Below are 22,186 nucleotides of genomic sequence, written 5' to 3'. Positions count from 1 at the left end.
GCCAGACCTCTGATGGCGCGAAAATATATAACTCAGTCAAGATTTTGAAATCCAACGTAAGTTCCGCTTCATACCGTTTTTCTTCTAAGAATTTAGCTGAGGTGATTAGCTCACTTTAACTACGTCATTTAGGAGAATTTTGTCTTTTCCAGACTACGCCTATCGCGAGAACAAGGCAGTTTCGCCACTCGAGATATGATCATCTTGGAGAAGTCATAATGAATACTACGATCCGTGAGCTCCTGGTCAAATTCGGAAAGCTTCCCGTTCCTGTTGACCAGGTCGCCGACGATGCCGACCTCTATGCGGTGGGCCTCACTTCCTTCGCTTCGGTGCAGCTTATGCTTGGCATCGAAGAAGCCTTTGACATCGAATTTCCTGACAATCTCCTGAATCGCAAGTCTTTTGCCAGCATTTCGGCGATCGCGAAGACCGTCGACCAGATCAAAGATAGCCGGAAGGTCGCCTAAATGAACTTTCCGGTCAAAATCACGGAAGAAGATCTTGCCGCCAGAGTCGCCCGCGTGTCCGCGATCGCGGCAAGGCATGCGGACTCCGTCGATTTTGACGGGAGGTTCCCACACGAAGCAGTGGAGGCCATGAGGGCCGAGCGGTTGCTCGGAATTCAGATTCCACGCCACTTCGGTGGCGAAGGCGCGACGATCGCAGGGATCGCCGAACTGTGCTCGATGCTTGGGCAGGCGTGTTCTGCGGCTGCCATGGTTTTCGCCATGCATCACATCAAGCTTTGCAGCCTGGTCGAGCACGGCGCCGAGAGCGAATGGCATCGGGCCTTTATGCAACGCGTGGCCGCCGAGCAATTGCTGATTGGGTCGGCGACGACCGAAGGTGGCATTGGCGGCAACCTCAGGAACAGCATCTGCGCGATCGAGGTGGACGGCGATACCTGCCGTCTGGAGAAAGACGCCACCGTCATATCCTACGGCTCCTACGCCGATGCGATCATGATTACGTCGCGCGCCCATGCCAATGCGGCTTCTTCCGATCAGGCTCTGACCGTTTTTCTCAAGGAGCAGTACACGCTGGAAAAAACCCACGCATGGGATACGCTCGGCATGCGGGGCACGTGCTCGGATGGCTTCCTCTTCAAAGGCGAGGCGCCCGCAGCACAAATCCTTCCGAAGCCCTTCGCGGAGATCGCGGCCCAATCGATGCTGGCGTCGTCGCACCTTCTTTGGAGCGGCGTGTGGTATGGCATCGCCGTCGACGCTGTGGGTCGCGCCCAGGCGTTCGTGCGAGCAGCTGCGCGCAAGTCACCGGGGGCGCCACCGCCCGGAGCCCTGCGGTTGGCCGAGGTCTCCAACCTTCTGCAGATGGTTCGCGCGAACGTCGTTGCCGGCCTGAAGGCCTACGAAGATGCCAAGAGCGACGCGGACAAGCTTTCCTCGATGGGCTTTGCCGTCACGATGAACAACGTGAAGATTGCCTCGTCGGAGACGATTCTCGAGATCGTCAATCACGCGATGCTGATTTGTGGGATCATGGGCTACAAGAACGGCACGCCATTCAGCGTCGGCCGGCATCTGCGCGACGCCCATTCCGCACAACTCATGATCTCGAACGACCGCATCCTCGGCAACACGTCGAGCATGCTTCTTGTCCACAAGCAGGACACTAGCTTACTGGGGTGACGACATGGACGTGCAGACAACGTTTCTGGACAGGCTTTTTGAATCGGGTCTCTTGATCGATACGGGCGTTGACGGTCTTTACGGACGCAGCGGACAGTTTGAAGACGTGATTGCCGCCTTCGAGCGCCTGATCGACAAGTTCGGCGGCGCCGATGGCGCTGAAGCGATGCGTTTTCCGCCCGGAATGAACCGTGCCTTCTTCGAGAAGAGCGGTTACATGAAGAGCTTCCCGCAGCTCGCGGGCACGGTTCACAGTTTCTGCGGCAGTGAACTCGACCACATCAGCCTCCTTCAGTGCATGGAGGTGGGCGATGACTGGACGAAGGATCAGCAGGCAACCGACATCGTTTTGACTCCTGCTGCGTGCTATCCGCTCTATCCGACTGTTGCTCGCCGCGGCAAACTGCCGATGGGCGGCGGTCTCTTCGATCTGCAATCCTATTGCTTCCGCCACGAGCCTTCGCGGGATCCCGCGCGCCAGCAGCTTTTCCGCATGCGTGAATACATTTGCATGGGTACGGAGCAGCATGTCACGGATTTCCGGCAACGCTGGATGGACCGCGGCGTCGAAATGATGAAGGCAGTCGGCCTGGATGTGACGATTGATGTCGCGAACGACCCGTTCTTTGGCCGCGCCGGCAAAATGCTGGCCAATAATCAGCGCGATCAGAACCTGAAATTTGAACTGCTCATTCCGATCACTTCGGTTGCCAAGCCGACGGCCTGCATGAGCTTCAACTACCATCAGGATGCGTTTGGCACGAAATGGGAGCTATATCTCGAAGACGGCAGCGTTGCGCACACGGCTTGCGTTGGCTTCGGCCTTGAGCGCATCGCGCTCGCGCTGTTCCATCACCACGGGCTCGAGGTCAAGCATTGGCCTTCCAAGGTGCGTCAAGCGCTGTGGAGCTGAGCGAAGCGATGAGAGCCGTCTTTGCGTGGGTCCACCCGGACGGCTATCAGCCGCATCCGCTGCATTCCAGTGAGCGGATGTGGCCTGAAACCAATTGCTATGTCGACCTCTGGATCGAAGTGCTGAACGCCGTCGGCACCGCGCCGGAGGCGATGCTTGGCTTCACGCTCACGCAGGACTTCGAGGGCGATCAATTCACCTTCTTCAAGGTGCCCCTCGAGGATCTTGAGGCACTCTACGACATCCGTGTCACCGAACTTGCCATCTTCGACCGCGTCGAACGGCACATCGAGGTGCAGATTGCACGCGGGCGCCTTTGCCTGATCGAGATGGACTCGTTTTATATGCCCGACACACAGGGCACTGCCTATCGGACCGAGCATGGCAAGACCACCGTGGCAATCAACAGGCTCGATCTTGCCGGAAAGCGCGTCGAGTACTTTCATAACGGTGGTTATTTTCATCTCGAGGGCGAAGACTTCGACGGGCTGTTCCAGCTTCATCTGACGCCAGAAGATCCGCCGTTCCTTCCGTACACGGAATTTGCAAAGCTTCCCGCCCGTATTCCTGATGCTGCGCATGTCAGCGCCACGGCGCGCAAACTCCTCGGACTTCACTTCGGTCGTCGGCCGGTCTCGAATCCTATCCGAGCTTTCGCCGAAGTGTTTCCGCAGCAGGTGGAAGCAGTGGCAGAGCGACCGTTTGGTTTCTTTCACAAGTATGCGTTCAACACGCTACGCCAGTTTGGCGCCAATTTCGAACTTGCCGGTAATCATCTTGCCTGGCTCTCTGCCAATGAATTCTCGTCCGCCATCGCTGATGCGCGCCGGATTTCCGAAGTTGCAAAGTCAGTGCAGTTCCAGCTCGCCCGGGCCGTGACGCGGAAGAAGTATGATCCACTGCGCACAGCGCTTGATCCGGCAGCCGATGCATGGGATTCCATGATGGCTTCGCTCAAGGAGCGCTTGTGAAGCCGGGAGTCTAGCATGCGGGGACGGTTGGCGAGTGTCGGTGCAGAGGAAACTCTGCTCGCCGAAGGCTGGAATCTGGTTCTTACGGAGCCGGGCGCGTGCGCAACGCCTCATGATATTCCCTTGTCCGCTCAGTTCATCGCTGCCGAAGTGCCGGGGACTGTCGCTTCGGCATTGGAAAAGGCGGGACGCTTCGATCGTGAAAATCCGGAGCCGCTCGATACCCGCGACGCGTGGTACCTCTGCCGCCTTTTTGACGCGCAGCCCGGCGATGTGATCCTGCGCTTCGAGGGCTTGGCTACGCTGTGCCATGTCTTTCTCAATGGCCAGGAGATACTGGCGTCGGAAAGCATGTTCACCATGCATGAGATACCGGTGACGCTCTCCGGCGGCGACGAGCTGGCGCTTTGCTTCCGAGCCTTGGCGCCGAAGCTGGCCGAACCCGGTCCACGCGCACGCTGGCGTCCGCAAATGATCACGCCGCAAGGCTTGAAGAATGTTCGCACGACCTTGCTTGGGCGGATGCCGGGCTGGTGTCCGGAAATTCATGCGGTTGGTCCGTGGCGTCCCATCACGCTCGTGCGCCGCGATGTCGTTTCGATCGACAATGTCGCCATTCGTGCCGTGCTTGAGGCGGACGGTACCGGGCGGTTGAGCGTTTCGCTTCACACGAATGTCGACAATCCGGATTTGACGCTTCGGTGTGGAGAGAGCGAGCAGGCCTTCGAAAAGATTGGAGAGAGCCACTACTCGGCAATCCTGAAGCTGAAGGACGTCGATCTCTGGTGGCCGCACACGCACGGCGCGCCTCAACTTTACGATTACTCGATTGTCGTTGACGGTGTTGCCCATCACGCAGGGCGAACAGGTTTTCGGCGGATCGACGTCGATCGTGGCGCCCACGGAGATGATTTTGCACTGTTGGTCAACGGCGAGCGCATCTTCTGCCGTGGTGCTGTTTGGACGACCGCCGATATCGTTCGGTTGCCGGGCGACAGAGCGGATTACGAGCCGTTCCTACGCCTTGCCGCGGAGGCGGGCATGAACATGATTCGTATCGGCGGGACGATGGTCTATGAGACGCCGGAGTTCTTTCAACTCTGCGACGAACTCGGCCTGCTTGTCTGGCAGGACTTCATGTTCGCCAATTTTGACTATCCGAAGAACGACAAAGCTCTGACGGCGCATGTCCACGCGGAGGTCGAGGAATTCCTGCATGCCGTCCAGGGATGCCCGTCGCTGGCGGTTTTGTGCGGCGGCAGCGAGATCTACCAGCAGGCGGCCATGCTTGGATTGCCGCAGGACTATTGGTCGGGTCCGATCACGGAGGAGATCATTCCGGCGATTGCCGGGCGCATGCGGCCCGACGTCCCGTATGTGCCAAATTCACCTTCGGGCGGCGCAATGCCGTTTTCTCCGAATGTTGGGGTCACCCACTACTACGGCGTTGGCGCCTACATGCGACCGCTTGATGACGCGCGCCGAGCAAACATTCGCTTCGCGGCCGAGAGCCTGGCTTTCGCCCACGTGCCGCAGCAGAGAACGCTGCAACGCCATCTGGACGTGCCGCCGGTCCACAGTCCGCTATGGAAATCGCGGGTTCCCCGCGATCGTGGCGCCTCGTGGGATTTCGAGGACGTCAGGGATTTCTATCTGGCAGAACTCTATGGCGAGGATCCGGCGCGCCTCCGTCGTGAGAATCGCGAGCGGTACCTCGACCTTTCCCGTGTCGTCACCGGCGAAGTGGCCGAGGCGACCTTTGCCGAATGGCGACGCAAGGAATCGACCTGCAACGGCGCACTGGTCTGGACACTGCAGGATTTGATGCCTGGCCCTGGTTGGGGTGTGATTGATTCGACCGGCGAGCCGAAACCCATCTGGTACGCGCTAGGTCGCGCGTTCCGGCCGGTGCAGGTTGTCGTCACGGACGAAGGCACGAATGGCCTCGATATCCACGTGCTGAACGAGACCGAGAACGCTCTTCAGCTTGATCTCGAGCTTGTTTGCTTGCGGCACGGCAGGCAGCACGCCGTCAGCGGCGGCCGTATTCTGGCTTTGGCCCCAAGGAGTTGCGAGACCTTTGCCGCCACCGATCTCTTTGGCGCGTTTTTCGACACGACTTACGCCTTCCGCTTCGGCCCGCCTTCCCATGACGTCACCGTTGCTCGCTTGCGCCTGCCGGATGGCGGTCCAGTGGTTGCCGACGCCTTCCATTTTCCGTTGGGGCGCTCTAAGGCCTTCCATGATGCTGAAATCCAGGTGGCGGTGACGCGACAGAACGATGCATGGGGGCTCGATATCGCAGCCGACAGGTTCGCGCAGTCCGTTCACGTCAGTGTCGATGGCTATCGACCCGACGACGACTGGTTTCATCTTGCCCCCGGCGCTGCCAAACGGGTCCGGTTGCTTCCACTATCGGGGTCGGCGGATGGAGAAGCGCCTTCCGGTGAGATTACAAGCCTCGGCAGTTCACGGGCCGTCTCGTTTTAGTGCCCTCGCGGGAGACCGGAAGGCGTTTCAAACGGCTGCTCAGAAGGCCTTGAAGGTCAGGGTTGTCAGCGAGCGCACAATGCCGGGGATGTTGGCGATGTTATCGTTTATGAACTTGCCAATGTCCTGCCCCTCTTCGATGTAGACCTTGAGCAGGAGGTCATAATCGCCGCTCGTCGAATAGAGTTCCGAAACGCGCTCGGTCTGATAGATGGCATCGGCGACTTCGTAGGTCTTGCCTGGCGCGCATTGGAGCTGAACGAAAATTGGCTTCATGGGGAGGTTCCTGCATCACATTCTGGTTCGGCGCATAATGCTCGAAAGCGCCCTGTCGGCGCAAGCTTCAGATCGCGGCTTCACGAACGATCCAGGCGCGAAATGCCTCCAGCGGGGCGTAATCGGCTCGTTCCGGCGGATAGGCAAGATAGTAGTGCTCACTGCTTTCCGTTTCGCGATCAATGGCTGCGACCAGGTCACCACGTTTCAGCTCATCCTGAATAAGGAAAGTCGGTAGCAGCGCAACGCCGAGACCGGCCACCGCCGCTTGGGCGACTGTCGCGAACTGATCAAAGAGCATACCGTGGACGCTTTGAAAGCTCACACCATTGTCTGCGAACCACCGCTCCCATGCATCCGGGCGCGTCGTCAGGTGCAGCAGTGGAGCTTCGAGCAGATCCTGCGCAGTGTTGATCGCGTGCCGGGTGCAAAACTCGGGGCTGCAGGCCGGGACGGTCTTCTCCGACATGAGAAACGTCAGCTCCGCGCCAGGCCAATGCGCGTGACCGAAGTGAATAGCCGCGTCGATCGAATCGAGGCGGAAGTCGAAGGGTGACAATCGGGTGATGAGATTGATCGTTACCCCGGGATTGGCGGCGAGGAAGCTACCCAGCCGGGGCGCCAACCATCGCGTCCCGAAGGTGGGGAGAATGGCCAGATTGAGCGTACCTCCATGCGGATTTGCGCGCAGGTTCAGCGACGCGCTTGAAATGCGTCGCAGTGCCTCGCGTATTTCGCGGGCGTAACCGTCGCCGGCGAGCGTCAGACGCACGGTCTGGCGCTCGCGCACGAACAGTTCGACGCCGAGTTGCTCCTCCAGCGCCTTGATCTGGCGGCTGACGGCGCTCTGCGTGAGGTCGAGTTCGCGCGCGGCTGCCGTCACGCTACCAGTGCGAGATGCCGCCTCGAAGGCAACAAGCAAGGACGTCGACGGAAGAAAGCGTCGTGATGGCAGCATCCATCATTCCATTTCAGAATAAGCTATTTCGCAAATGTCGATATTTACGGCTTATCCGGATTTGTAAAGTAATCCATCTGACGGAATCGGAATGAACTGGAATGCGATCGACCGGCCGGGTTTGCTGCTCCTGGCAGCGATCGGCAGCCTGTATCAGCGGTTTTACAAGCAATCGCACGGCGCTAGAATGTTGCCTGCCTAATGGATGGATTTTGATCGAATGCTGAACGATCCCCGTTCCCACGGCCTCTGGGAAAAAACCGCTCCCCAGCCACCTGTGACACCGTCGCTGGCTGGCGCCGTGAGCGCCGACGTCGTTGTTGTGGGGGGCGGCTATACCGGTCTTTCCTCCAGTCTCCATCTGGCGGAAGCGGGCTCGAAGGTCGTATTGCTTGACGCCAAGGAGATCGGGTTCGGCGGTGCGGGCCGCAACGTTGGCCTCATCAATGCCGGCATGTGGGTCATGCCGGACGACCTCCCGGGCGTTCTCGGCCCGGTCTACGGCGAACGGTTGCTCGACCTGTTGGGCAATGCACCAAAGCTCGTGATGGAGTTGATCGACAGACACGGCATTGCCTGTGAACTCGAACGGAACGGAACGCTTCACGTCGCTGTCGGCGCGAGTGGATTGAAGGAGATCGAAGATCGCGTGCAGCAGTGGGCGGCGCGCGGAGCGCCTGTGACGTTGCTCGACGCGGCGGAGACGGCCAAGCGTGTTGGCAGCAGTGCCTATACGGGCTCATTGCTAGATATGCGCGCCGGCACGCTGCAGCCGCTCGCCTATGCCCGCGGCCTTGCGCATGCGGCGGTCAAGGCCGGCGTTTCAATCCATACTTCGAGCCCCGTGATAGCGACCGAGCCGAAAGGCAACCGCTGGACCGTGAGGACCGCAAAGGGCGAGGTGACGGCTGACTGGATCATCGTGGCGACTGATGCATACAGCACGGGTCCCTGGGAAGCGGTGCGCAACGAGCAGGTCCACCTGCCCTATTTCAATCTTGCGACCCGGCCACTTGGCGACAATTTGCGCCGCTCGATCCTTGCCGGGCGCGAAGGAGTTTGGGACACGAAGGAAATCCTCTCCTCCTATCGCATGGACCAGGCCGGGCGCCTGGTGTTCGGCAGTGTCGGCGCTTTACGCAATACTGGGCTTGGCATCCACACGGCCTGGGCCAAACGCTCTTTGAAGAAGCTCTTTCCGCAGCTTGGCGATGTCGAGTTCGAATGCGAGTGGTATGGCAAGATCGGGATGACCGACAATGCGCTGCCGCGCTTCCACAGGTTCGCGCCGAATGTCGTTGGCTTCTCCGGCTATAATGGTCGCGGGATCGCGCCGGGCACCGTTTTCGGCCGCACGCTTGCCCAGCTTATCCTGGGGCAGACGACGGAAGCGGACCTGCCACTACCGCTTACCGCGCCGTCCGAGCCGAGCTTCCGCGCCTTGAAGGAAATGTGGTACGAAGCCGGTGCCCAAGTCGCCCATTTCGCCGACGCCCGCCTTTGAGAACCGAGGTTGAACCATGACCATTTCTGCACTTGATCTCGCCGCCGAGACGAAAAAACTGCTCACGGAACTGGGCGTCAGCGCCGACCGCTATATCGGCGGCACGCTTCGCGTTACCTCTCCAGTCACCGGTAAGGAGATCGGTGCACTGAAGGAGCACTCTTCCTCAGAAGCAAAGGACGCCATCGAGGCGGCGCACAAGGCATTCCTCGAGTGGCGGGCCGTTCCGGCTCCGAAGCGCGGCGAACTCGTGCGCCTGCTCGGCGAAGAGCTCCGCGCGGCAAAAGCCGCTCTCGGCCGACTCGTCTCGATCGAGGTTGGCAAGATCACCTCCGAGGGGCTCGGCGAAGTCCAGGAAATGATCGACATCTGCGACTTTGCCGTCGGCCTGTCGCGCCAGCTCTATGGTCTTACCATTGCAACGGAGCGCTCCGAGCACCGGATGATGGAAAGCTGGCACCCGCTGGGCGTCGTCGGCATTATCTCTGCCTTCAATTTTCCGGTCGCTGTCTGGTCGTGGAATGCTGCCTTGGCGCTGGTTTGCGGTAACTCAACAGTGTGGAAGCCTTCGGAGAAGACGCCGCTGACGGCGCTTGCCGTTCAGGCGCTGTTTGAGAAGGCATTGAAGCGGTTTGTCGCCGAAGGCGGGGCCGCGCCTGCGAACCTTTCGACGTTGCTCATCGGTGGACGCGATGTCGGGGAAGTGCTTGTCGACCATCCCAAGGTGCCGCTGGTCTCGGCGACGGGGTCGACGGCCATGGGCCGCGTTGTCGGTCCCCGCCTGTCACAGCGCTTTGCGCGATCGATCCTCGAACTCGGCGGCAACAATGCCGCGATCATCTGCCCGACGGCCGATCTTGACCTGACGCTGCGTGGCGTTGCCTTTTCCGCCATGGGGACCGCCGGTCAGCGCTGCACGACGCTGCGCCGCCTGTTCGTTCACGAGAGCGTCTACGACAAGCTCGTTCCGCGCCTGCAGAAGGCCTATGGCTCGGTTTCGATCGGCAACCCGCTGGAAACGGGGACGCTTGTCGGGCCTCTCATCGACAAGCATGCCTTTACGAACATGCAGTCGGCTCTCGAGCAAGCGAGGGCCGCCGGCGGCAAGGTTACCGGTGGCGAGCGCGTCGAAAACGGTGCCGGAGACGCTTTCTATGTCCGTCCGGCGCTCGTTGAAATGCCCGCACAGAGCGGTCCTGTCGAGCATGAGACATTTGCGCCAATTCTCTACGTGATGAAGTACACGGATTTCGATCAGGCGTTGGAGCTCCATAACGCGGTGCCGCAGGGGCTTTCTTCTTCGATCTTCACGAATGATATGCGTGAGGCTGAAACCTTTGTTTCGGCGCGCGGTTCCGATTGTGGCATTGCCAACGTCAACCTCGGTCCGTCGGGAGCCGAAATCGGTGGTGCGTTCGGCGGCGAGAAGGAAACCGGCGGTGGCCGCGAGTCCGGCTCGGATGCCTGGAAGGCCTATATGCGCAGGGCGACGAACACAGTCAATTACGGCAAGACACTGCCGCTTGCGCAGGGCGTAAAGTTCGACGTCGAATGATCATTGCCTGCATTGCGGCCGAAAGGGTGATGACATAACACGTCATCACCCCTTTTCTTTTCTGCAGGTCGCCATGCATTTCACCCTAGCTGCGGCGGAAACGCTGGTTATCGAAGCCTTGACGCGCAATCGTGTGGACGAGGCCAATGCGCGCTCGGTTGCCAGGGCTCTCGTTGCCGCCGAGGCGGCCGGACAAGGCGGCCATGGCCTGCGCCGCGTCGAGGCTTACGCGAAGCAGGCCAAGGCGGGCAAAGTCGACGGATTTGCCAAGCCGCGGCTCGAAAGGCTGTTTCCCGCGGTCGTGCGGATCGACGCCTGCCACGGCTACGCCTATCCGGCCTTCGATCTCGTAGCCTCGATTCTCCCGGAGATTGTCGGGCAGCAGGGCATCGCTTTAGCGGCGGTTCATCGTTCCCACCACGCCGGCGTCCTCGCCTTGACCGTCGAGCGGTTTGCGGAAATGGGGTTTGTCGCTCTGATGGTTGCCAATGCCACCGCGTCCATGGCCGCCTGGGGTGGGCGCAAGCCCGTCTTTGGAACGAATCCGATCGCGTTCGCCGCGCCGATCCCGGCAGCCGACCCCCTCGTCATTGATCTCGCGCTTTCGCGCGTTGCCCGTGGCAAGGTGATGGCAGCACGCCAAAAGGGTGTCGCTATTCCTGCGGATTGGGCTTTTGACCGAAATGGCCAGCCGACGACGGATGCGGCTGCGGCACTCGAGGGGACGATGGCACCATCGGGAGAAGCCAAGGGTGCCGCGTTGGCGATGATGGTCGAATTCCTTGCCGGCGCGCTGACAGGGGCCAATTTCTCCTTCGAGTCCTCCTCGCTTTTCGACGATAAGGGTTCGGCACCCGGCCTCGGGCAGATGCTTGTTGTCATCAACCCGACCGCCAGCGGTGGAAGTGGTGTGGCCGAACGATTGGCCGCACTTGTAGACGAGATCTCGTCAGACCCCGGCGTCCGGCTTCCCGGGCGTCGGGGTCAAACGGCACGGCAGCAGGCCCTGGAACACGGCATTGACGTGGAAGACGAGGTCATTGCCGCGATCTGCGCGCTCTAGAACGATTCTAATGTTGATGAACTGTTTCAAGTATTTGTGATGCTTGTGCCGTCACTAAAACTTGAAATACCAAATCAACAAAAATATACGGGCTCCAACATCCCGGGATCTCGGGTGAAACACCATGGAGGGCTTCATGAAAACTTCCCTTAACCGCCTTTCCGGCGCGCTGGCGTTTGCCGCTTCGCTCGTTGCCGCAACTTCGCTCGCCACTGGCACCGCTCTGGCGCAGGAATCTGAAGGCATTGTCGTCTACAATGCTCAGCATGAGAGCCTTGGGCGCGAGTGGATCGATGCCTTCACAAAGGCAACCGGCATCAAGGTAACGATGCGCCAAGGCGGCGACATGCAGCTCGCCAATCAGATCGTTCAGGAAGGTGATGCGTCGCCGGCCGACGTTTTCCTGACGGAGAACTCTCCAGCCATGACGCTGGTCGATGCAGCTGGCCTCTTTGCGCCGGTCGACAAGGAAACGCTGGCTCAGGTCCCCGAGCAGTATCGCCCGTCTGACGGCATGTGGACCGGCATTGCTGCTCGTTCAACGGTTTTTGCTTATGACAAGACGAAGCTGACTGAGGACAAGTTGCCGAAGTCGCTGCTCGACCTCGCGGATCCGGCCTGGAAGGGTCGTTGGGGCGCTTCGCCGGCGGGCGCTGACTTCCAGGCGATTGTCAGCGCTTTGCTCGAACTCAAGGGTGAGGAAGCAACGACGGCTTGGCTCAAGGCGCTCAAGGAAAACTCCACGCCCTACAAGGGCAATAGCGTCGCGATGAAGGCGGTCAACGCCGGCGAAGTCGAGGGCGCGGTCATCTATCACTATTACTGGTTCGGCGATCAGGCGAAGACTGGTGAAAACAGCAAGAACGTTGCCCTGCACTACTTCAAGAATCAGGATCCGGGTGCTTTCGTCAGCATCTCCGGCGGCGGCGTTCTGAAGTCGAGCCAGCATGCCAAGGAAGCTCAGGCCTTCCTGAAGTTCGTTACCGGCAAGCCCGGCCAGGACATCCTTAAGAACGGCACGTCCTATGAATATGCCATCGGCAAGGATGCGGCATCGAATGACAAGCTCGTTCCGCTGGCTGACCTCAATGCACCGAAGGTCGATGCGGCCAAGCTGAACAGCAAGAAGGTGACGGAATTGATGACAGCCGCTGGCATCATCTAGTCTTTCTGTCAGAGGCCCTGCGGGTCAAAACTGTTGCTTTTGGCTCAAGAAAAACGTAGGGCATGACGAAATCGGCAACCGCCTATCATAGGCGGTTGCCTTCCTTTTTCAGCGTATGAAGGCGCGGCCTTGCTGCAGGACAACAGATTGCTTGTTCCCGGTCATGAAAGGCCGATGGCGCGGTCGGTGGCGGGAATAGATCGGCTGCGTGCACGTCTGCCCCACGCTGCCGTCATCTTTTTTGCCTCCGTTGTGGCGCTGTTCAGTCTGGTGCCGCTCGGTTTCATAGGCTGGATAACCTTCGATGTCGGTTGGCAGACCGTCAAGGAATTGGTGTTCCGCGCGCGCGTTGGCGAGCTGCTCGTCAACACGGTGCTGCTGGAAGCATTTACCATTCCACTGTCGATCGCTCTTGCCGTGACACTGGCCTGGCTGGTCGAGCGGACGGATATACCCTTCGCGCGGCTGTGGTCGTGGCTGGCGGTTGCGCCGCTCGCGGTGCCGGCCTTCGTCCATAGCTACGCGTGGATCAGCCTCGCCCCCGGCATGCGCGGGCTGCAGAGCGGCGTCTTCGTTTCCGTGCTTGCGTACTTCCCGTTTCTCTATCTGCCGGTCGCCGCTGCCCTGCGCCGGCTTGACCCCGCGATTGAGGACGCCGCTTCTTCCCTTGGCCTCGGGCCTTGGCGTTTGTTCTTCCGCACCATCCTGCCACAATTGCGCTTCGCCATCTGCGGTGGTTCGCTGCTGATCGCGCTGCATCTGCTGTCGGAGTACGGTCTCTTCGTGATGATCCGTTTCGACACCTTCGCAACGGCGATCGTCGATCAGTTCCAATCCGCCTACAATAGCCCGGCTGCCAACATGCTGGGTGGTGTTCTTGTCGGCTGCTGCCTGTTTCTGCTCGGCTTGGAAATCCTGCTGCGCGGCAACGAGCGATATGCCCGTGTCGGATCCGGCTCGGCGCGGCCGGCGGATCGCCGTCGGCTTGGCTGGTTCATAGTGCCGGCGATCGTACTCCAGGTGGGTCTCGCGGCTTTGACGCTCGGCGTTCCCTTGGTGACGCTGGTGCGATGGCTCTATCTCGGTGGGCTCGGGGTCTGGCGCGTCGACGCGGTCGGCAATGCGTTTGTGCAAACTATCGTTCTCGCGCTTGCCGGCGGCGTGCTTGCGACGATTGCTGCCGCGCCAATGGCTTGGCTTTCCGTCCGCGCGCCGGGACGGCTGCAGCGCCTGCTCGAGGCTTGCCACTACTATGTGGGCTCGTTGCCGGGCGTAGTTGTCGCATTGGCGCTGGTGACGATTACGGTCCGTCTCGTTCTGCCCCTCTATCAGACCTTTGCGACCCTTGTTGCTGCCTACATCCTGCTGTTTCTGCCGCGTGCCATGGTGGGCCTGCGCGCCAGTATCGCGCAGGCGCCGGTGGAGCTGGAGCGTGCCGCAATGGGCCTTGGCCGCACGCCCGCCCAGGCAGTGAGGCAGATCACCATGCGGCTGGCCGCGCCGGGTGCGGCGGCCAGCGTCGCGCTTGTTGGTCTCGGCATCACCAACGAACTCACCGCGACGTTGATGCTGGCGCCGAATGGAGTGGAAACGCTTGCGACGAAGTTCTGGTCGCTGACCAGCGAGATCGACTACGTGGCAGCGGCGCCTTACGCATTCATGATGGTCGTGCTATCGCTGCCGCTCACCCTTCTCCTCTATGCCCAATCGAAACGGACTGCCGGACAATGACGCTGCTTACGATCGATCGCATCAGCAAGCGCTACGGACATGTTCAGGCATTGCAGAACATTTCACTCGATGTCGCCGCCGGGAGCCGCACGGCCGTGGTCGGGCCTTCGGGGTCGGGCAAGACGACGCTGCTGCGCATCATCGCCGGTTTCGAGCAGCCTGATGACGGCCGTGTGACGCTTAGCGGCGAGCTTCTGGCGGACGGTCCGGTGGTGGTGCCCGCGCACAAGCGAGGCATCGGTATCGTGTCGCAGGATGGCGCGCTGTTTCCGCATCTGAGCGTCGCCGACAATATCGGTTTCGGCTTCGAGCGCGGCGCGCCCGATCGCGAACGACGCATTATCGACCTGCTCGATATGGTCGAGCTTGACCGCAACATGCTCACCCGCCGGCCGCACCAGCTTTCCGGCGGCCAGCAGCAGCGCGTGGCGCTTGCCCGCGCGCTCGGTCGCAAGCCGCGCCTGATGCTGCTCGATGAACCGTTTTCGGCTCTCGATACCGGTCTGCGCGAGAGTATGCGCAAGGCCGTCGCGCGCGTTCTCCAGTCGGCGGGCATCACGACGATCCTCGTCACCCATGACCAGGCGGAAGCGCTGTCCTTTGCTGATCAGGTCGCCGTCCTGCGAGAAGGCCGGTTGATCCAGGCGGGTTCACCGCAATCGGTTTATTTGCAGCCCATTGATCGCGAGACAGCTCTTTTTCTCGGAGACGCGGTTATGCTTCCGGCCATTGTTCGCAATGGTTTTGCCGATTGTGCGCTCGGCCGCGTCGCTGTCGACGGCAGCCATAAAGGCAAGGTCGAGATCATGCTGCGGCCCGAACAGATCAGGGTCGTTCCCGATGAAAGCGCGCAGACCTATCGCGGACGGGTCGTGGAGGTCGAATTCGGCGGGGCGACCTGCACCGTCGCGGTGTCGCTTGAAGGCGTCGCCCTTCCGCCGATCATGGTCAAGACGTCGAGCGTGGCGCTTCCGGAGCGCGGAGATCATGTTCGTCTCGACATCGCCGGCAAGGCGCACGTTCTCGGAAGTCGCTGATCAGGCGATCTTCAGTTCGGAACTCTCATCTTCCGATAACCAGCCACCGCTAAATCCTGCTAGCTCAAGACCGCGTCGGATGACCGGTGAACGGCGCACAAGGCCCCAGATGAAGTCCGAGCGATCATTTTCGATCGTCATGACCAGAAGACCCTGATCGATGCCGACGCAGCGGTCGTCGACCCAGCCTTCAGGCCGCTTGGTCTTGACGGTCGGGTTGAATCCACCGGGGAAGCGATCCTCGTAGAGCAGGTTCGGATAGGTCGATATCAGGGCGCGAAGGCCATCGAGCGACGCTTGGCGGTCATATGGGAGCGATGCGAGTGCTGCCCAGGGTGCGATCGTGCCGTCATCTGGTCCGAGCGGTGCGCCACGCGCTGCATAGCCGAGTACGCGCGGATGGCGACCGCCACGCATGTTACGGGTCGGAGGCGGGCCGTCCGAGGCAGACAGCCCCCAGATGTCCTTGCTGTAACCGACAAAATGGCCGGGATTGCGCTGCGCATAGTCCCGCTGCACGGCGATCGATACCTGCGTGTTGCGGAAATAATCCCAGTTGCGCTCGGCCATTGCCTTGTCCTGGATTCCGCGGAAATCGATCCAGGCATGCGAGAAAAGATGAATGAAGAGCGGGCCGGCATAGACATAAGGTTGATCGCCGAAAAGCATCCACGAATAGCTCGCGGTAAAGGCATCATAGCTCGACGCCGGGATTGGATGCGTCGGGGAAGCGAGCGCCAACGTATAAAGCAGGATCGCTTCGTCGTAGCCCTGCCAGCGCCAGCGCAGGAAGCCACTGCCCGGCTTCCAGCCCATGCAGACGGTCTGGCCTTTGTTCAGCGCCCAGTGCCAGTCGATTCTTTCGTAGACCAAACTCGCGAGCCTACGAATCTCCGTTTCGGCTTCGGTGTTGCGGTCGAAATAGGCCGCGGCGGTCAACATGCCTGCCACGAGAAGCGTGGTGTCGATCGTCGACAGCTCGCTGTTCCAGGCGCGGTGGCCGGTGTCCATATGCAGGAAGTGATAGAAGAAACCGCGATAGCCGATCGCGTGCCGCTCGCGACCTTGGTGGCCGTTGGCAAAGAAACAAAGCGTCTTCAGCGTGTAGTCGATCGCTTCGGAGCGCTGCATCCAGCCACGCTCGACAGCGACGGCATAGGACGACAGGGAAAAGCCGACCGCGGCGATGCTGCAGGGAACGCCCGCGATGGACGTGTCCGGGACCAAGCCGTTGTCCGGATTGTAGTGCTTCGGGAAATAATTAAATGCGCCTTGCTGAAGCCTGTCGATCAGCGCGGCGTCCGTTTCCTCGGTCCGTTGTAACATACGTGCCAAGCCCAACTTGTTGTCCAGTCCCCGGTTCAACATGGTGAAGCGCGATCCGCAAATCAATCATTTTTGAAGGCGTTGCGACTGAACGACCCATCAGGTCGTTCTGGTCTGCTACCGACCCAAGGGCATTTCCACCCCGCGCCAAGAAGCGGTGGCAGCAAGCCACTGCCGCGTTCGTGTCTCCGGATCGGGGCTCAGGGTAATATCCGTCACGACGGCAGCGCTGTCGGCGCCCCGAGACAAAACGCCCTCGATTCGATCGACGTTCAGCCCGCCGATAGCGACGAGCGGCAGGTCGCCGATGCGCGCTTTCCATATGCGGAGGCGCTCAAGTCCCTGCGGCGACCACTTCATTTGCTTGAGGATGGTCGGATAGATCGGACCGAGCGCGACATAGTCCGGCTTTGCCGCCATCGCTGTCTCGAGCTCGGCATCGTTGTGGGTGGACAGCCCGAGCTTCAGGCCGGCCGCTCGAATGGTGCCGAGATCGGCCGCTTCCAGATCCTCCTGACCGAGGTGGACGAAATCGCATCCTTCATTGATAGCAAGCTGCCAGTAGTCGTTGACGATCAGTTGGCAGCCATGTGCGGCGCAAATTGCCTTTGCGGTTCGGATTTCGGTGCGCAGCTCGGCCGGTTCCTTATCCTTGATCCGTAGCTGCACAAGCTTGACCCCGAGCGGCACTAGCCGCGCGATCCATTCGGCACTGTCGACGATAAGATAGAAGGGATCGAGCTTCATGCAAAGACGGCCTTTCCGATGATGGGTGTCGACGGAACAGCAACATCGCGTGGTTCGAGCATGCCCGCACCGAAAGCCTCGTGGCCGGAGTCGATCGCCTTGGCAAATGCATTGGCCATGGCAACAGGGTCGCCCGCACCGGCGACGGCGGTATTCAAGAGGACGGCATCGAAGCCGAGTTCCATGACTGATGTCGCGTGCGACGGCCGGCCGATGCCGGCGTCGACGATGAGCGGAACGTCAGGAAAATGTGCGCGCATGGAACGCAGAGCAGAGAGGTTCAGCGGTCCCGCGGCGCTGCCGATCGGGGCGCACCAGGGCATCAGCACCCGGCAACCCGCTTCGAGCAGCTTCTCCGCCACCACGAGGTCGTCAGTCGTGTAGGGGAAGACCTTAAAGCCTTCGGCTGAAAGGATGCGTGCGGCCTCCACCAGGCTGAAAACGTCTGGCTGAAGCGTATCGTGGTTGCCGATCACCTCCAGCTTGATCCAATTGGTGCCGAACAACTCGCGCGCCATCTTGGCTGTCAGCACGGCCTCTGAAACCCCATGACAGCCGGCTGTATTCGGCAGAACGCGAACGCCAAGCGCGCGGATCATTTCGAAGAAGGCACCACCGCTTCGTCCGCCGGCGGTCTCGCGGCGAAGCGAGACGGTGACGATCTCCGTTCCTGACCGTTTGACGGCCCCTGCAAGGATCGCGGGTGATGGATATCGTGCGGTACCGAGAAGCAGACGGGAAGAGACTTCAGTGTCGTAAAGTGTCAACATGGTCAGCCCCCTTGCATCGGCGACAGGATTTCGATCCTGTCATTGTCGCTAAGCGCGTGGTCGGCACGATCCTCGCGGTGGACGATTTCGCCGTTTACGGCGGTCGCCAACCAGTCGCCTTCGTATTCCATCAGCGTCAGCAACTCCGACAACGTCGCGGCAATCAGGTCGTGTTGCTCGCCATTGACGATCAATCTCATCGGTTACTTCCTCCTATTTCGGTTCGGGAGAAGACAAGGTCCGCGGCCTCCTCCGCCATCGCGGGTGCCAGCAGGAAGCCGTGGCGATAGAGACCGTTGAGCACGACAGCATCACGCTCGCGGGTCGCTCGGGGAAAATTGTCGGCGAACGCCGGTCGGACGCCGACCCCGGTTTCGACGACGGCCGCGTCCGCAAAGGCGGGATGCACGGCATAGGCAGCGTTCAGCAGCTCCATCATTGAACGTGCCGAGATCGGGCCGCCGAACTCTGTCTCGATCATCGTGGCGCCCACCATGAAGAGGCCATCTCCACGAGGAACGATATAAACCGGGAAACGAGGGTGGAGCAGGCGGACCGGTCGGCTGAGGTGAACCTCAGGAGTCTCCAGATAGAGCATTTCGCCGCGAACGCCGCGAAGTCCGTTCGTTTGCCCGATGCGCGCTGCGCCTGTGCAATCGATGATATCATCATGGTCGGTGCTTTCGGTCACTTGGGCAATGAAAGTGACACGCCGGGCGGTGAGCTTTTCTCGCAGCAGACCCAGCACGCGCCTTGGATTGAGATGGCCCTCGAGCGGGAAGAAAAGCGCGCGCCGGAAGCGGCCTGCCAGAGCTGGCTCCAATGTGGCGATTTGCTCTTCGCCCAGCCATTCACGGCCGCTTGTGCGATCGGCGAAGCGATCGAGTTCGCCCTGGTCGCGTGCAGGGGCAATGACCAGCGTTCCGTTCCGGTGTACCTCGCCCGGCAGCATCACGTCCCACCGGTCGATGGCATCGCGGCCACGCAGCAACACGGCTTCGTCGGCGCTTTCTCGCTCACACCAGGGCGCGAGCATGCCGCCAGCGAGCCAGGAGGCTGTCTGGCTGGGGCCTTGACGCGGATCCACAACAGTGACGTCGGCACCGCGAACGCTGAGCTCGTGCGCGACCGCGAGGCCGGCAACGCCGGCCCCTTTGACAAGGACATGCATCTCAGTCACGCGACTGGTCGACGGTGTGGATCGGCATATAGAGATCGCCGCCCTCGCGGTATTTTGCCGCCATGGCGTCGAGTCCTTCCTTCTGTGCCTCGGCGCGGATGTCGTGCGAGATCCGCATCGAGCAGAATTTCGGGCCACACATCGAGCAGAAGTGCGCCACCTTGTGGGCTTCCTTCGGCAGCGTTTCGTCGTGGAAGCTGCGGGCCGTCTCCGGATCGAGCGACAGGTTGAACTGATCCTCCCAGCGGAATTCGAAGCGGGCGCGTGACAGGGCATCGTCGCGCACCTGAGCGGCCGGGTGCCCCTTTGCGAGATCGGCGGCATGGGCAGCGATCTTGTAGGTGATGACGCCGGTCTTCACATCATTGCGGTCCGGAAGGCCAAGGTGCTCTTTCGGGGTGACGTAGCAGAGCATTGCCGTGCCGAACCAACCGATCATCGCAGCCCCGATGCCCGAAGTGATGTGGTCGTAGCCCGGCGCGATATCTGTCGTGAGCGGCCCGAGCGTATAGAAGGGCGCCTCGCCACAGACGGCGAGCTGCTTGTCCATGTTTTCCTTGATCTTGTGCATCGGCACATGGCCGGGGCCTTCGATCATGACCTGGCAATCCTTGGCCCAGGCGATCTTTGTCAGTTCTCCGAGGGTCTCTAGTTCTGCGAATTGCGCGGCGTCGTTGGCATCGGCGATCGAACCCGGACGCAGGCCGTCGCCGAGCGAGAACGAGACATCATAGGCGCGGCAGATGTCGCATATCTCTTCGAAATGCTCGTAGAGGAAGCTTTCCCGATGGTGATGAAGACACCACTTCGCCATGATCGAGCCGCCGCGCGAGACGATACCGGTGACGCGGTTGACGGTCAGCGGGATATAGTGAAGCCGTACGCCGGCGTGAATGGTAAAGTAGTCGACGCCCTGCTCCGCCTGCTCGATGAGGGTATCGCGATAGACTTCCCAGGTCAGGTTCTCGGCAATGCCCTCGACCTTCTCCAGCGCCTGGTAGAGCGGAACGGTGCCGATCGGCAGCGGCGAGTTGCGGATAATCCATTCGCGGATGTTGTGGATGTTGCGGCCGGTGGAGAGATCCATGACGGTATCGGCGCCCCAACGAGCGGACCAGACCATCTTCTCGACCTCTTCCGCCATGGAAGAGGTGACCGCGGAGTTGCCGATATTGGCGTTGATCTTCACCAGGAAGTTCCGGCCGATGATCATCGGTTCGGATTCGGGGTGGTTGATGTTGGCGGGGATGATCGCCCGACCCGCAGCCACTTCCTGCCGGACGAATTCCGGGGTGACGTGATCCGGAATCCGGGCGCCGAAGCTCTCGCCGTCACGCGTGAGCTTTTCCGCCTGCGCCTTGCGGCCGAGATTTTCGCGGATTGCGATAAACTCCATCTCCGGCGTGATGATGCCGGCGCGGGCGTAGGCGAGCTGCGTGACGGCCTTGCCGTCCTTGGCGCGGAGTGGCTGGCGCTTGGCGGGGAATTCCGGCGTCAGCCGTTCGCCGCTGGCGAAGCCGTTATCCTCGGGGCGCACCTGGCGGCCTTGGTAGGCTTCGACATCGCCACGTGCGAGCACCCAATTCCGGCGCAGTTCCGGAAGCCCCTGCTCGATGCGGATGTCAGCGCCTTCAACCGTATAGATCCCTGAGGAATCGTAGACCGTAACCGGCGGTTCTCCTGATGTCGGGTGCACGCTGATCTCCCGCATCGGCACGCGGATATCGGGATGGATGTCCCCCGGGATGTAGAGCTTGCGGGATGCCGGCAGCGGGCCTGTTGTAACGGTCGGGGTGATGTTCTTTGCGGCAATATTCATGGTTTGAGGCTCCAAGTTTTAGGTTTGGAGACCCAGTCCTCAGCCGGAATGATGAAAAGACGCCGGCACCGATTCCACGCGAGAATCCAATGCCTTCGAGCGCTTGCACCGTCCCTACGCCAGTATGAACTGGATCAGGTTCAACGGGTCACTGCGCACGATAGCAGTATCTCAGCCCCTTGCCGGGACCCCCCTGGTGAATGTCAAAAGGTTAGAACCAGAGCAGCAAAGCTGTCAAGCCGACTGCCGCAACCTACATGGAAAGGTCCAGAGCGCGGCCTTCGAAGAGGCGGCTCTGCGAACCCTCAAGATGCGCCTTCATCAAAGCCCGCGCGTCTTCCGCACGGCCTTCGACGATGGCGAGGTAAATCTTGTTGTGCTCCTCGTAGACCTGCTCAAGGCCCTGACGCGGACCAAGGAGCGATAGGCCGTGAAGGTGCATGCCAACGGCGATATGAGCCTTCAGGGCGTCGATCGAGGCCGTGTAGTAGTGGTTGTTGGCGGCTTCCGTGACGGCACGATGAAACGTGAAGTCGGCGTCGGTACGATGGAGCTGATGGCTGGTCGCCTCGCGCAGATCGGCGAGTGCAGCGGCAATTTTCTGGATCGCCGCTTCGTCACGACGCTTGGCCGCAAAATAAGCGGCAGCGGGCTCGATCGTCAGGCGAAACTCGTAGCAGCGCTGAATGTCGGCAATTGTCTTGACCGGCGAATACGAAAGCTGCGTCGTTGGTGAGCCGTGGGCGCTGACGAAGGTGCCTGCGCCCTGACGGGCATAGACGATCCCTTGATCGCGCAACCGCGCCAAGGCATCGCGCACGATTGGACGCGAGACGCCCAGCATCGATGCGAGCTCATGCTCGCCGGGCAGACGCGAATCCGGTGGATAGTTTCCGGAACGAATGCGCTCCTGCAACTGGTCGAAGACCCGATCGACCAGCTTGACGGCCTTGCCACGCTCCGGCTTGGCTGCCGGGGTCGTCTGGGCATTTGCCGATACACCGTTTGCTTCGTCCACTTTCATTCTCC

General features: G+C 60.8%; 20 protein-coding genes and 1 riboswitch. Of the genes, 11 read left to right on the top strand and 9 right to left on the bottom strand.

Going from position 1 to position 22,186, the window contains the following annotated elements:
* The first annotated feature begins 218 nt into the window (after positions 1–218).
* The 5 genes from ATY79_RS18535 to ATY79_RS18515 are packed head-to-tail and all read left to right on the top strand — an operon-like array spanning position 219 to position 6,026.
* Complete coding sequence (locus ATY79_RS18535) at positions 219–470, top strand: acyl carrier protein (protein WP_088693052.1); 252 nt, start codon at positions 219–221, stop codon at positions 468–470.
* Positions 471–1,652: an acyl-CoA dehydrogenase family protein gene (locus ATY79_RS18530; protein WP_088704559.1), complete on the top strand. Its 1,182-nt coding sequence runs from the start codon at positions 471–473 to the stop codon at positions 1,650–1,652.
* A 4-nt stretch (positions 1,653–1,656) separates the two neighbouring features.
* Positions 1,657–2,565 carry an amino acid--[acyl-carrier-protein] ligase gene (locus tag ATY79_RS18525; RefSeq protein WP_088693050.1) on the top strand — a complete coding sequence of 303 codons (909 nt, stop codon included), beginning with the start codon at positions 1,657–1,659 and terminating at the stop codon, positions 2,563–2,565.
* Between the two features lie 8 nt (positions 2,566–2,573).
* Positions 2,574–3,536, top strand: coding sequence for a DUF1839 family protein (locus ATY79_RS18520; protein WP_088704558.1), 963 nt, complete (start codon positions 2,574–2,576; stop codon positions 3,534–3,536).
* A gap of 15 nt (positions 3,537–3,551) precedes the next feature.
* Positions 3,552–6,026, top strand: coding sequence for a glycoside hydrolase family 2 protein (locus ATY79_RS18515; RefSeq protein WP_088704557.1), 2,475 nt, complete (start codon positions 3,552–3,554; stop codon positions 6,024–6,026).
* 39 nt (positions 6,027–6,065) lie between these two features.
* On the opposite strand, the gene ATY79_RS18510 is transcribed toward ATY79_RS18515, so the two are convergent.
* Together ATY79_RS18510 and ATY79_RS18505 are read right to left on the bottom strand one after the other, a co-directional pair.
* Complete coding sequence (locus tag ATY79_RS18510) at positions 6,066–6,302, bottom strand: Lrp/AsnC ligand binding domain-containing protein (protein WP_016556708.1); 237 nt, start codon at positions 6,300–6,302, stop codon at positions 6,066–6,068.
* A gap of 67 nt (positions 6,303–6,369) precedes the next feature.
* On the bottom strand, positions 6,370–7,260 hold the full coding sequence (locus ATY79_RS18505) for a LysR family transcriptional regulator (RefSeq protein WP_088693047.1): 891 nt from the start codon (positions 7,258–7,260) through the stop codon (positions 6,370–6,372).
* A gap of 220 nt (positions 7,261–7,480) precedes the next feature.
* On the opposite strand from ATY79_RS18505, the gene ATY79_RS18500 reads away from it, so the two are divergent.
* The 6 genes from ATY79_RS18500 to ATY79_RS18475 all read left to right on the top strand — a co-directional run bounded on the left by ATY79_RS18500 (position 7,481) and on the right by ATY79_RS18475 (position 15,315).
* Positions 7,481–8,764, top strand: coding sequence for an FAD-binding oxidoreductase (locus ATY79_RS18500; protein ID WP_088704636.1), 1,284 nt, complete (start codon positions 7,481–7,483; stop codon positions 8,762–8,764).
* A 16-nt stretch (positions 8,765–8,780) separates the two neighbouring features.
* Positions 8,781–10,319 carry an aldehyde dehydrogenase family protein gene (locus ATY79_RS18495; RefSeq protein WP_088704556.1) on the top strand — a complete coding sequence of 513 codons (1,539 nt, stop codon included), beginning with the start codon at positions 8,781–8,783 and terminating at the stop codon, positions 10,317–10,319.
* Between the two features lie 73 nt (positions 10,320–10,392).
* Positions 10,393–11,382 (top strand): Ldh family oxidoreductase, encoded by a 990-nt coding sequence (locus ATY79_RS18490; RefSeq protein WP_088693045.1) that lies wholly within the window; start codon positions 10,393–10,395, stop codon positions 11,380–11,382.
* Positions 11,383–11,518: 136 nt separating this feature from the next.
* Positions 11,519–12,547: an iron ABC transporter substrate-binding protein gene (locus ATY79_RS18485; RefSeq protein ID WP_088693237.1), complete on the top strand. Its 1,029-nt coding sequence runs from the start codon at positions 11,519–11,521 to the stop codon at positions 12,545–12,547.
* A gap of 174 nt (positions 12,548–12,721) precedes the next feature.
* A complete protein-coding gene (locus ATY79_RS18480) occupies positions 12,722–14,278 on the top strand; it encodes an iron ABC transporter permease (RefSeq protein ID WP_088693044.1) in 1,557 nt (518 codons plus the stop codon).
* Complete coding sequence (locus ATY79_RS18475) at positions 14,275–15,315, top strand: ABC transporter ATP-binding protein (RefSeq protein ID WP_088693043.1); 1,041 nt, start codon at positions 14,275–14,277, stop codon at positions 15,313–15,315. Before ATY79_RS18480 ends, ATY79_RS18475 begins: the two co-directional genes overlap by 4 nt.
* On the opposite strand, the gene ATY79_RS18470 is transcribed toward ATY79_RS18475, so the two are convergent.
* The 7 genes from ATY79_RS18470 to ATY79_RS18440 form a co-directional block, all read right to left on the bottom strand.
* Positions 15,316–16,641, bottom strand: coding sequence for a glucoamylase family protein (locus ATY79_RS18470; RefSeq protein ID WP_088704555.1), 1,326 nt, complete (start codon positions 16,639–16,641; stop codon positions 15,316–15,318).
* 117 nt (positions 16,642–16,758) lie between these two features.
* Complete coding sequence (locus ATY79_RS18465) at positions 16,759–17,388, bottom strand: thiamine phosphate synthase (protein ID WP_088693042.1); 630 nt, start codon at positions 17,386–17,388, stop codon at positions 16,759–16,761.
* A complete protein-coding gene (locus ATY79_RS18460) occupies positions 17,385–18,158 on the bottom strand; it encodes a thiazole synthase (protein ID WP_088704554.1) in 774 nt (257 codons plus the stop codon). The genes ATY79_RS18465 and ATY79_RS18460 overlap by 4 nt, the downstream gene beginning before the upstream one ends.
* 2 nt (positions 18,159–18,160) lie before the next feature.
* Positions 18,161–18,358 (bottom strand): sulfur carrier protein ThiS, encoded by a 198-nt coding sequence (thiS, locus tag ATY79_RS18455; protein ID WP_088693040.1) that lies wholly within the window; start codon positions 18,356–18,358, stop codon positions 18,161–18,163.
* The gene (gene thiO, locus ATY79_RS18450; protein ID WP_088693039.1) at positions 18,355–19,329 is read right to left on the bottom strand and encodes a glycine oxidase ThiO; all 975 of its coding nucleotides are present in this window, start codon (positions 19,327–19,329) and stop codon (positions 18,355–18,357) included. The genes thiS and thiO overlap by 4 nt, the downstream gene beginning before the upstream one ends.
* A 1-nt stretch (position 19,330) precedes the next feature.
* The gene (thiC, locus tag ATY79_RS18445) at positions 19,331–21,157 is read right to left on the bottom strand and encodes a phosphomethylpyrimidine synthase ThiC (RefSeq protein ID WP_088693038.1); all 1,827 of its coding nucleotides are present in this window, start codon (positions 21,155–21,157) and stop codon (positions 19,331–19,333) included.
* Between the two features lie 93 nt (positions 21,158–21,250).
* A riboswitch (TPP riboswitch) is annotated at positions 21,251–21,362 on the bottom strand.
* Positions 21,363–21,410: 48 nt separating this feature from the next.
* Entirely contained in the window at positions 21,411–22,175 is a 765-nt protein-coding gene (locus ATY79_RS18440) for a FadR/GntR family transcriptional regulator (protein WP_189637151.1), read from the bottom strand.
* Positions 22,176–22,186: the final 11 nt, after the last annotated feature.

Source organism: Rhizobium sp. R693 (assembly GCF_002211315.1).
GTDB lineage: Bacteria > Pseudomonadota > Alphaproteobacteria > Rhizobiales > Rhizobiaceae > Rhizobium.
Note: the sequence above shows the minus strand (reverse complement) of the source record. Positions and strands in the feature narration are given on the sequence as shown.

Coding starts and splice junctions, on each gene's coding strand:
- ATY79_RS18510 (WP_016556708.1), bottom strand. CDS start 6,302: ATGAAGCCAATTTTCGTTCAGCTCCAATGCGCGCCAGGCAAGACCTAC.
- ATY79_RS18495 (WP_088704556.1), top strand. CDS start 8,781: ATGACCATTTCTGCACTTGATCTCGCCGCCGAGACGAAAAAACTGCTC.
- ATY79_RS18490 (WP_088693045.1), top strand. CDS start 10,393: ATGCATTTCACCCTAGCTGCGGCGGAAACGCTGGTTATCGAAGCCTTG.
- ATY79_RS18500 (WP_088704636.1), top strand. CDS start 7,481: ATGCTGAACGATCCCCGTTCCCACGGCCTCTGGGAAAAAACCGCTCCC.
- ATY79_RS18520 (WP_088704558.1), top strand. CDS start 2,574: ATGAGAGCCGTCTTTGCGTGGGTCCACCCGGACGGCTATCAGCCGCAT.
- thiC (WP_088693038.1), bottom strand. CDS start 21,157: ATGAATATTGCCGCAAAGAACATCACCCCGACCGTTACAACAGGCCCG.
- ATY79_RS18470 (WP_088704555.1), bottom strand. CDS start 16,641: ATGTTACAACGGACCGAGGAAACGGACGCCGCGCTGATCGACAGGCTT.
- ATY79_RS18530 (WP_088704559.1), top strand. CDS start 471: ATGAACTTTCCGGTCAAAATCACGGAAGAAGATCTTGCCGCCAGAGTC.
- ATY79_RS18475 (WP_088693043.1), top strand. CDS start 14,275: ATGACGCTGCTTACGATCGATCGCATCAGCAAGCGCTACGGACATGTT.
- ATY79_RS18515 (WP_088704557.1), top strand. CDS start 3,552: ATGCGGGGACGGTTGGCGAGTGTCGGTGCAGAGGAAACTCTGCTCGCC.
- thiO (WP_088693039.1), bottom strand. CDS start 19,329: ATGCATGTCCTTGTCAAAGGGGCCGGCGTTGCCGGCCTCGCGGTCGCG.
- ATY79_RS18460 (WP_088704554.1), bottom strand. CDS start 18,158: ATGTTGACACTTTACGACACTGAAGTCTCTTCCCGTCTGCTTCTCGGT.
- ATY79_RS18535 (WP_088693052.1), top strand. CDS start 219: ATGAATACTACGATCCGTGAGCTCCTGGTCAAATTCGGAAAGCTTCCC.
- ATY79_RS18485 (WP_088693237.1), top strand. CDS start 11,519: ATGAAAACTTCCCTTAACCGCCTTTCCGGCGCGCTGGCGTTTGCCGCT.
- thiS (WP_088693040.1), bottom strand. CDS start 18,358: ATGAGATTGATCGTCAATGGCGAGCAACACGACCTGATTGCCGCGACG.
- ATY79_RS18525 (WP_088693050.1), top strand. CDS start 1,657: ATGGACGTGCAGACAACGTTTCTGGACAGGCTTTTTGAATCGGGTCTC.
- ATY79_RS18465 (WP_088693042.1), bottom strand. CDS start 17,388: ATGAAGCTCGATCCCTTCTATCTTATCGTCGACAGTGCCGAATGGATC.
- ATY79_RS18480 (WP_088693044.1), top strand. CDS start 12,722: ATGGCGCGGTCGGTGGCGGGAATAGATCGGCTGCGTGCACGTCTGCCC.
- ATY79_RS18505 (WP_088693047.1), bottom strand. CDS start 7,260: ATGCTGCCATCACGACGCTTTCTTCCGTCGACGTCCTTGCTTGTTGCC.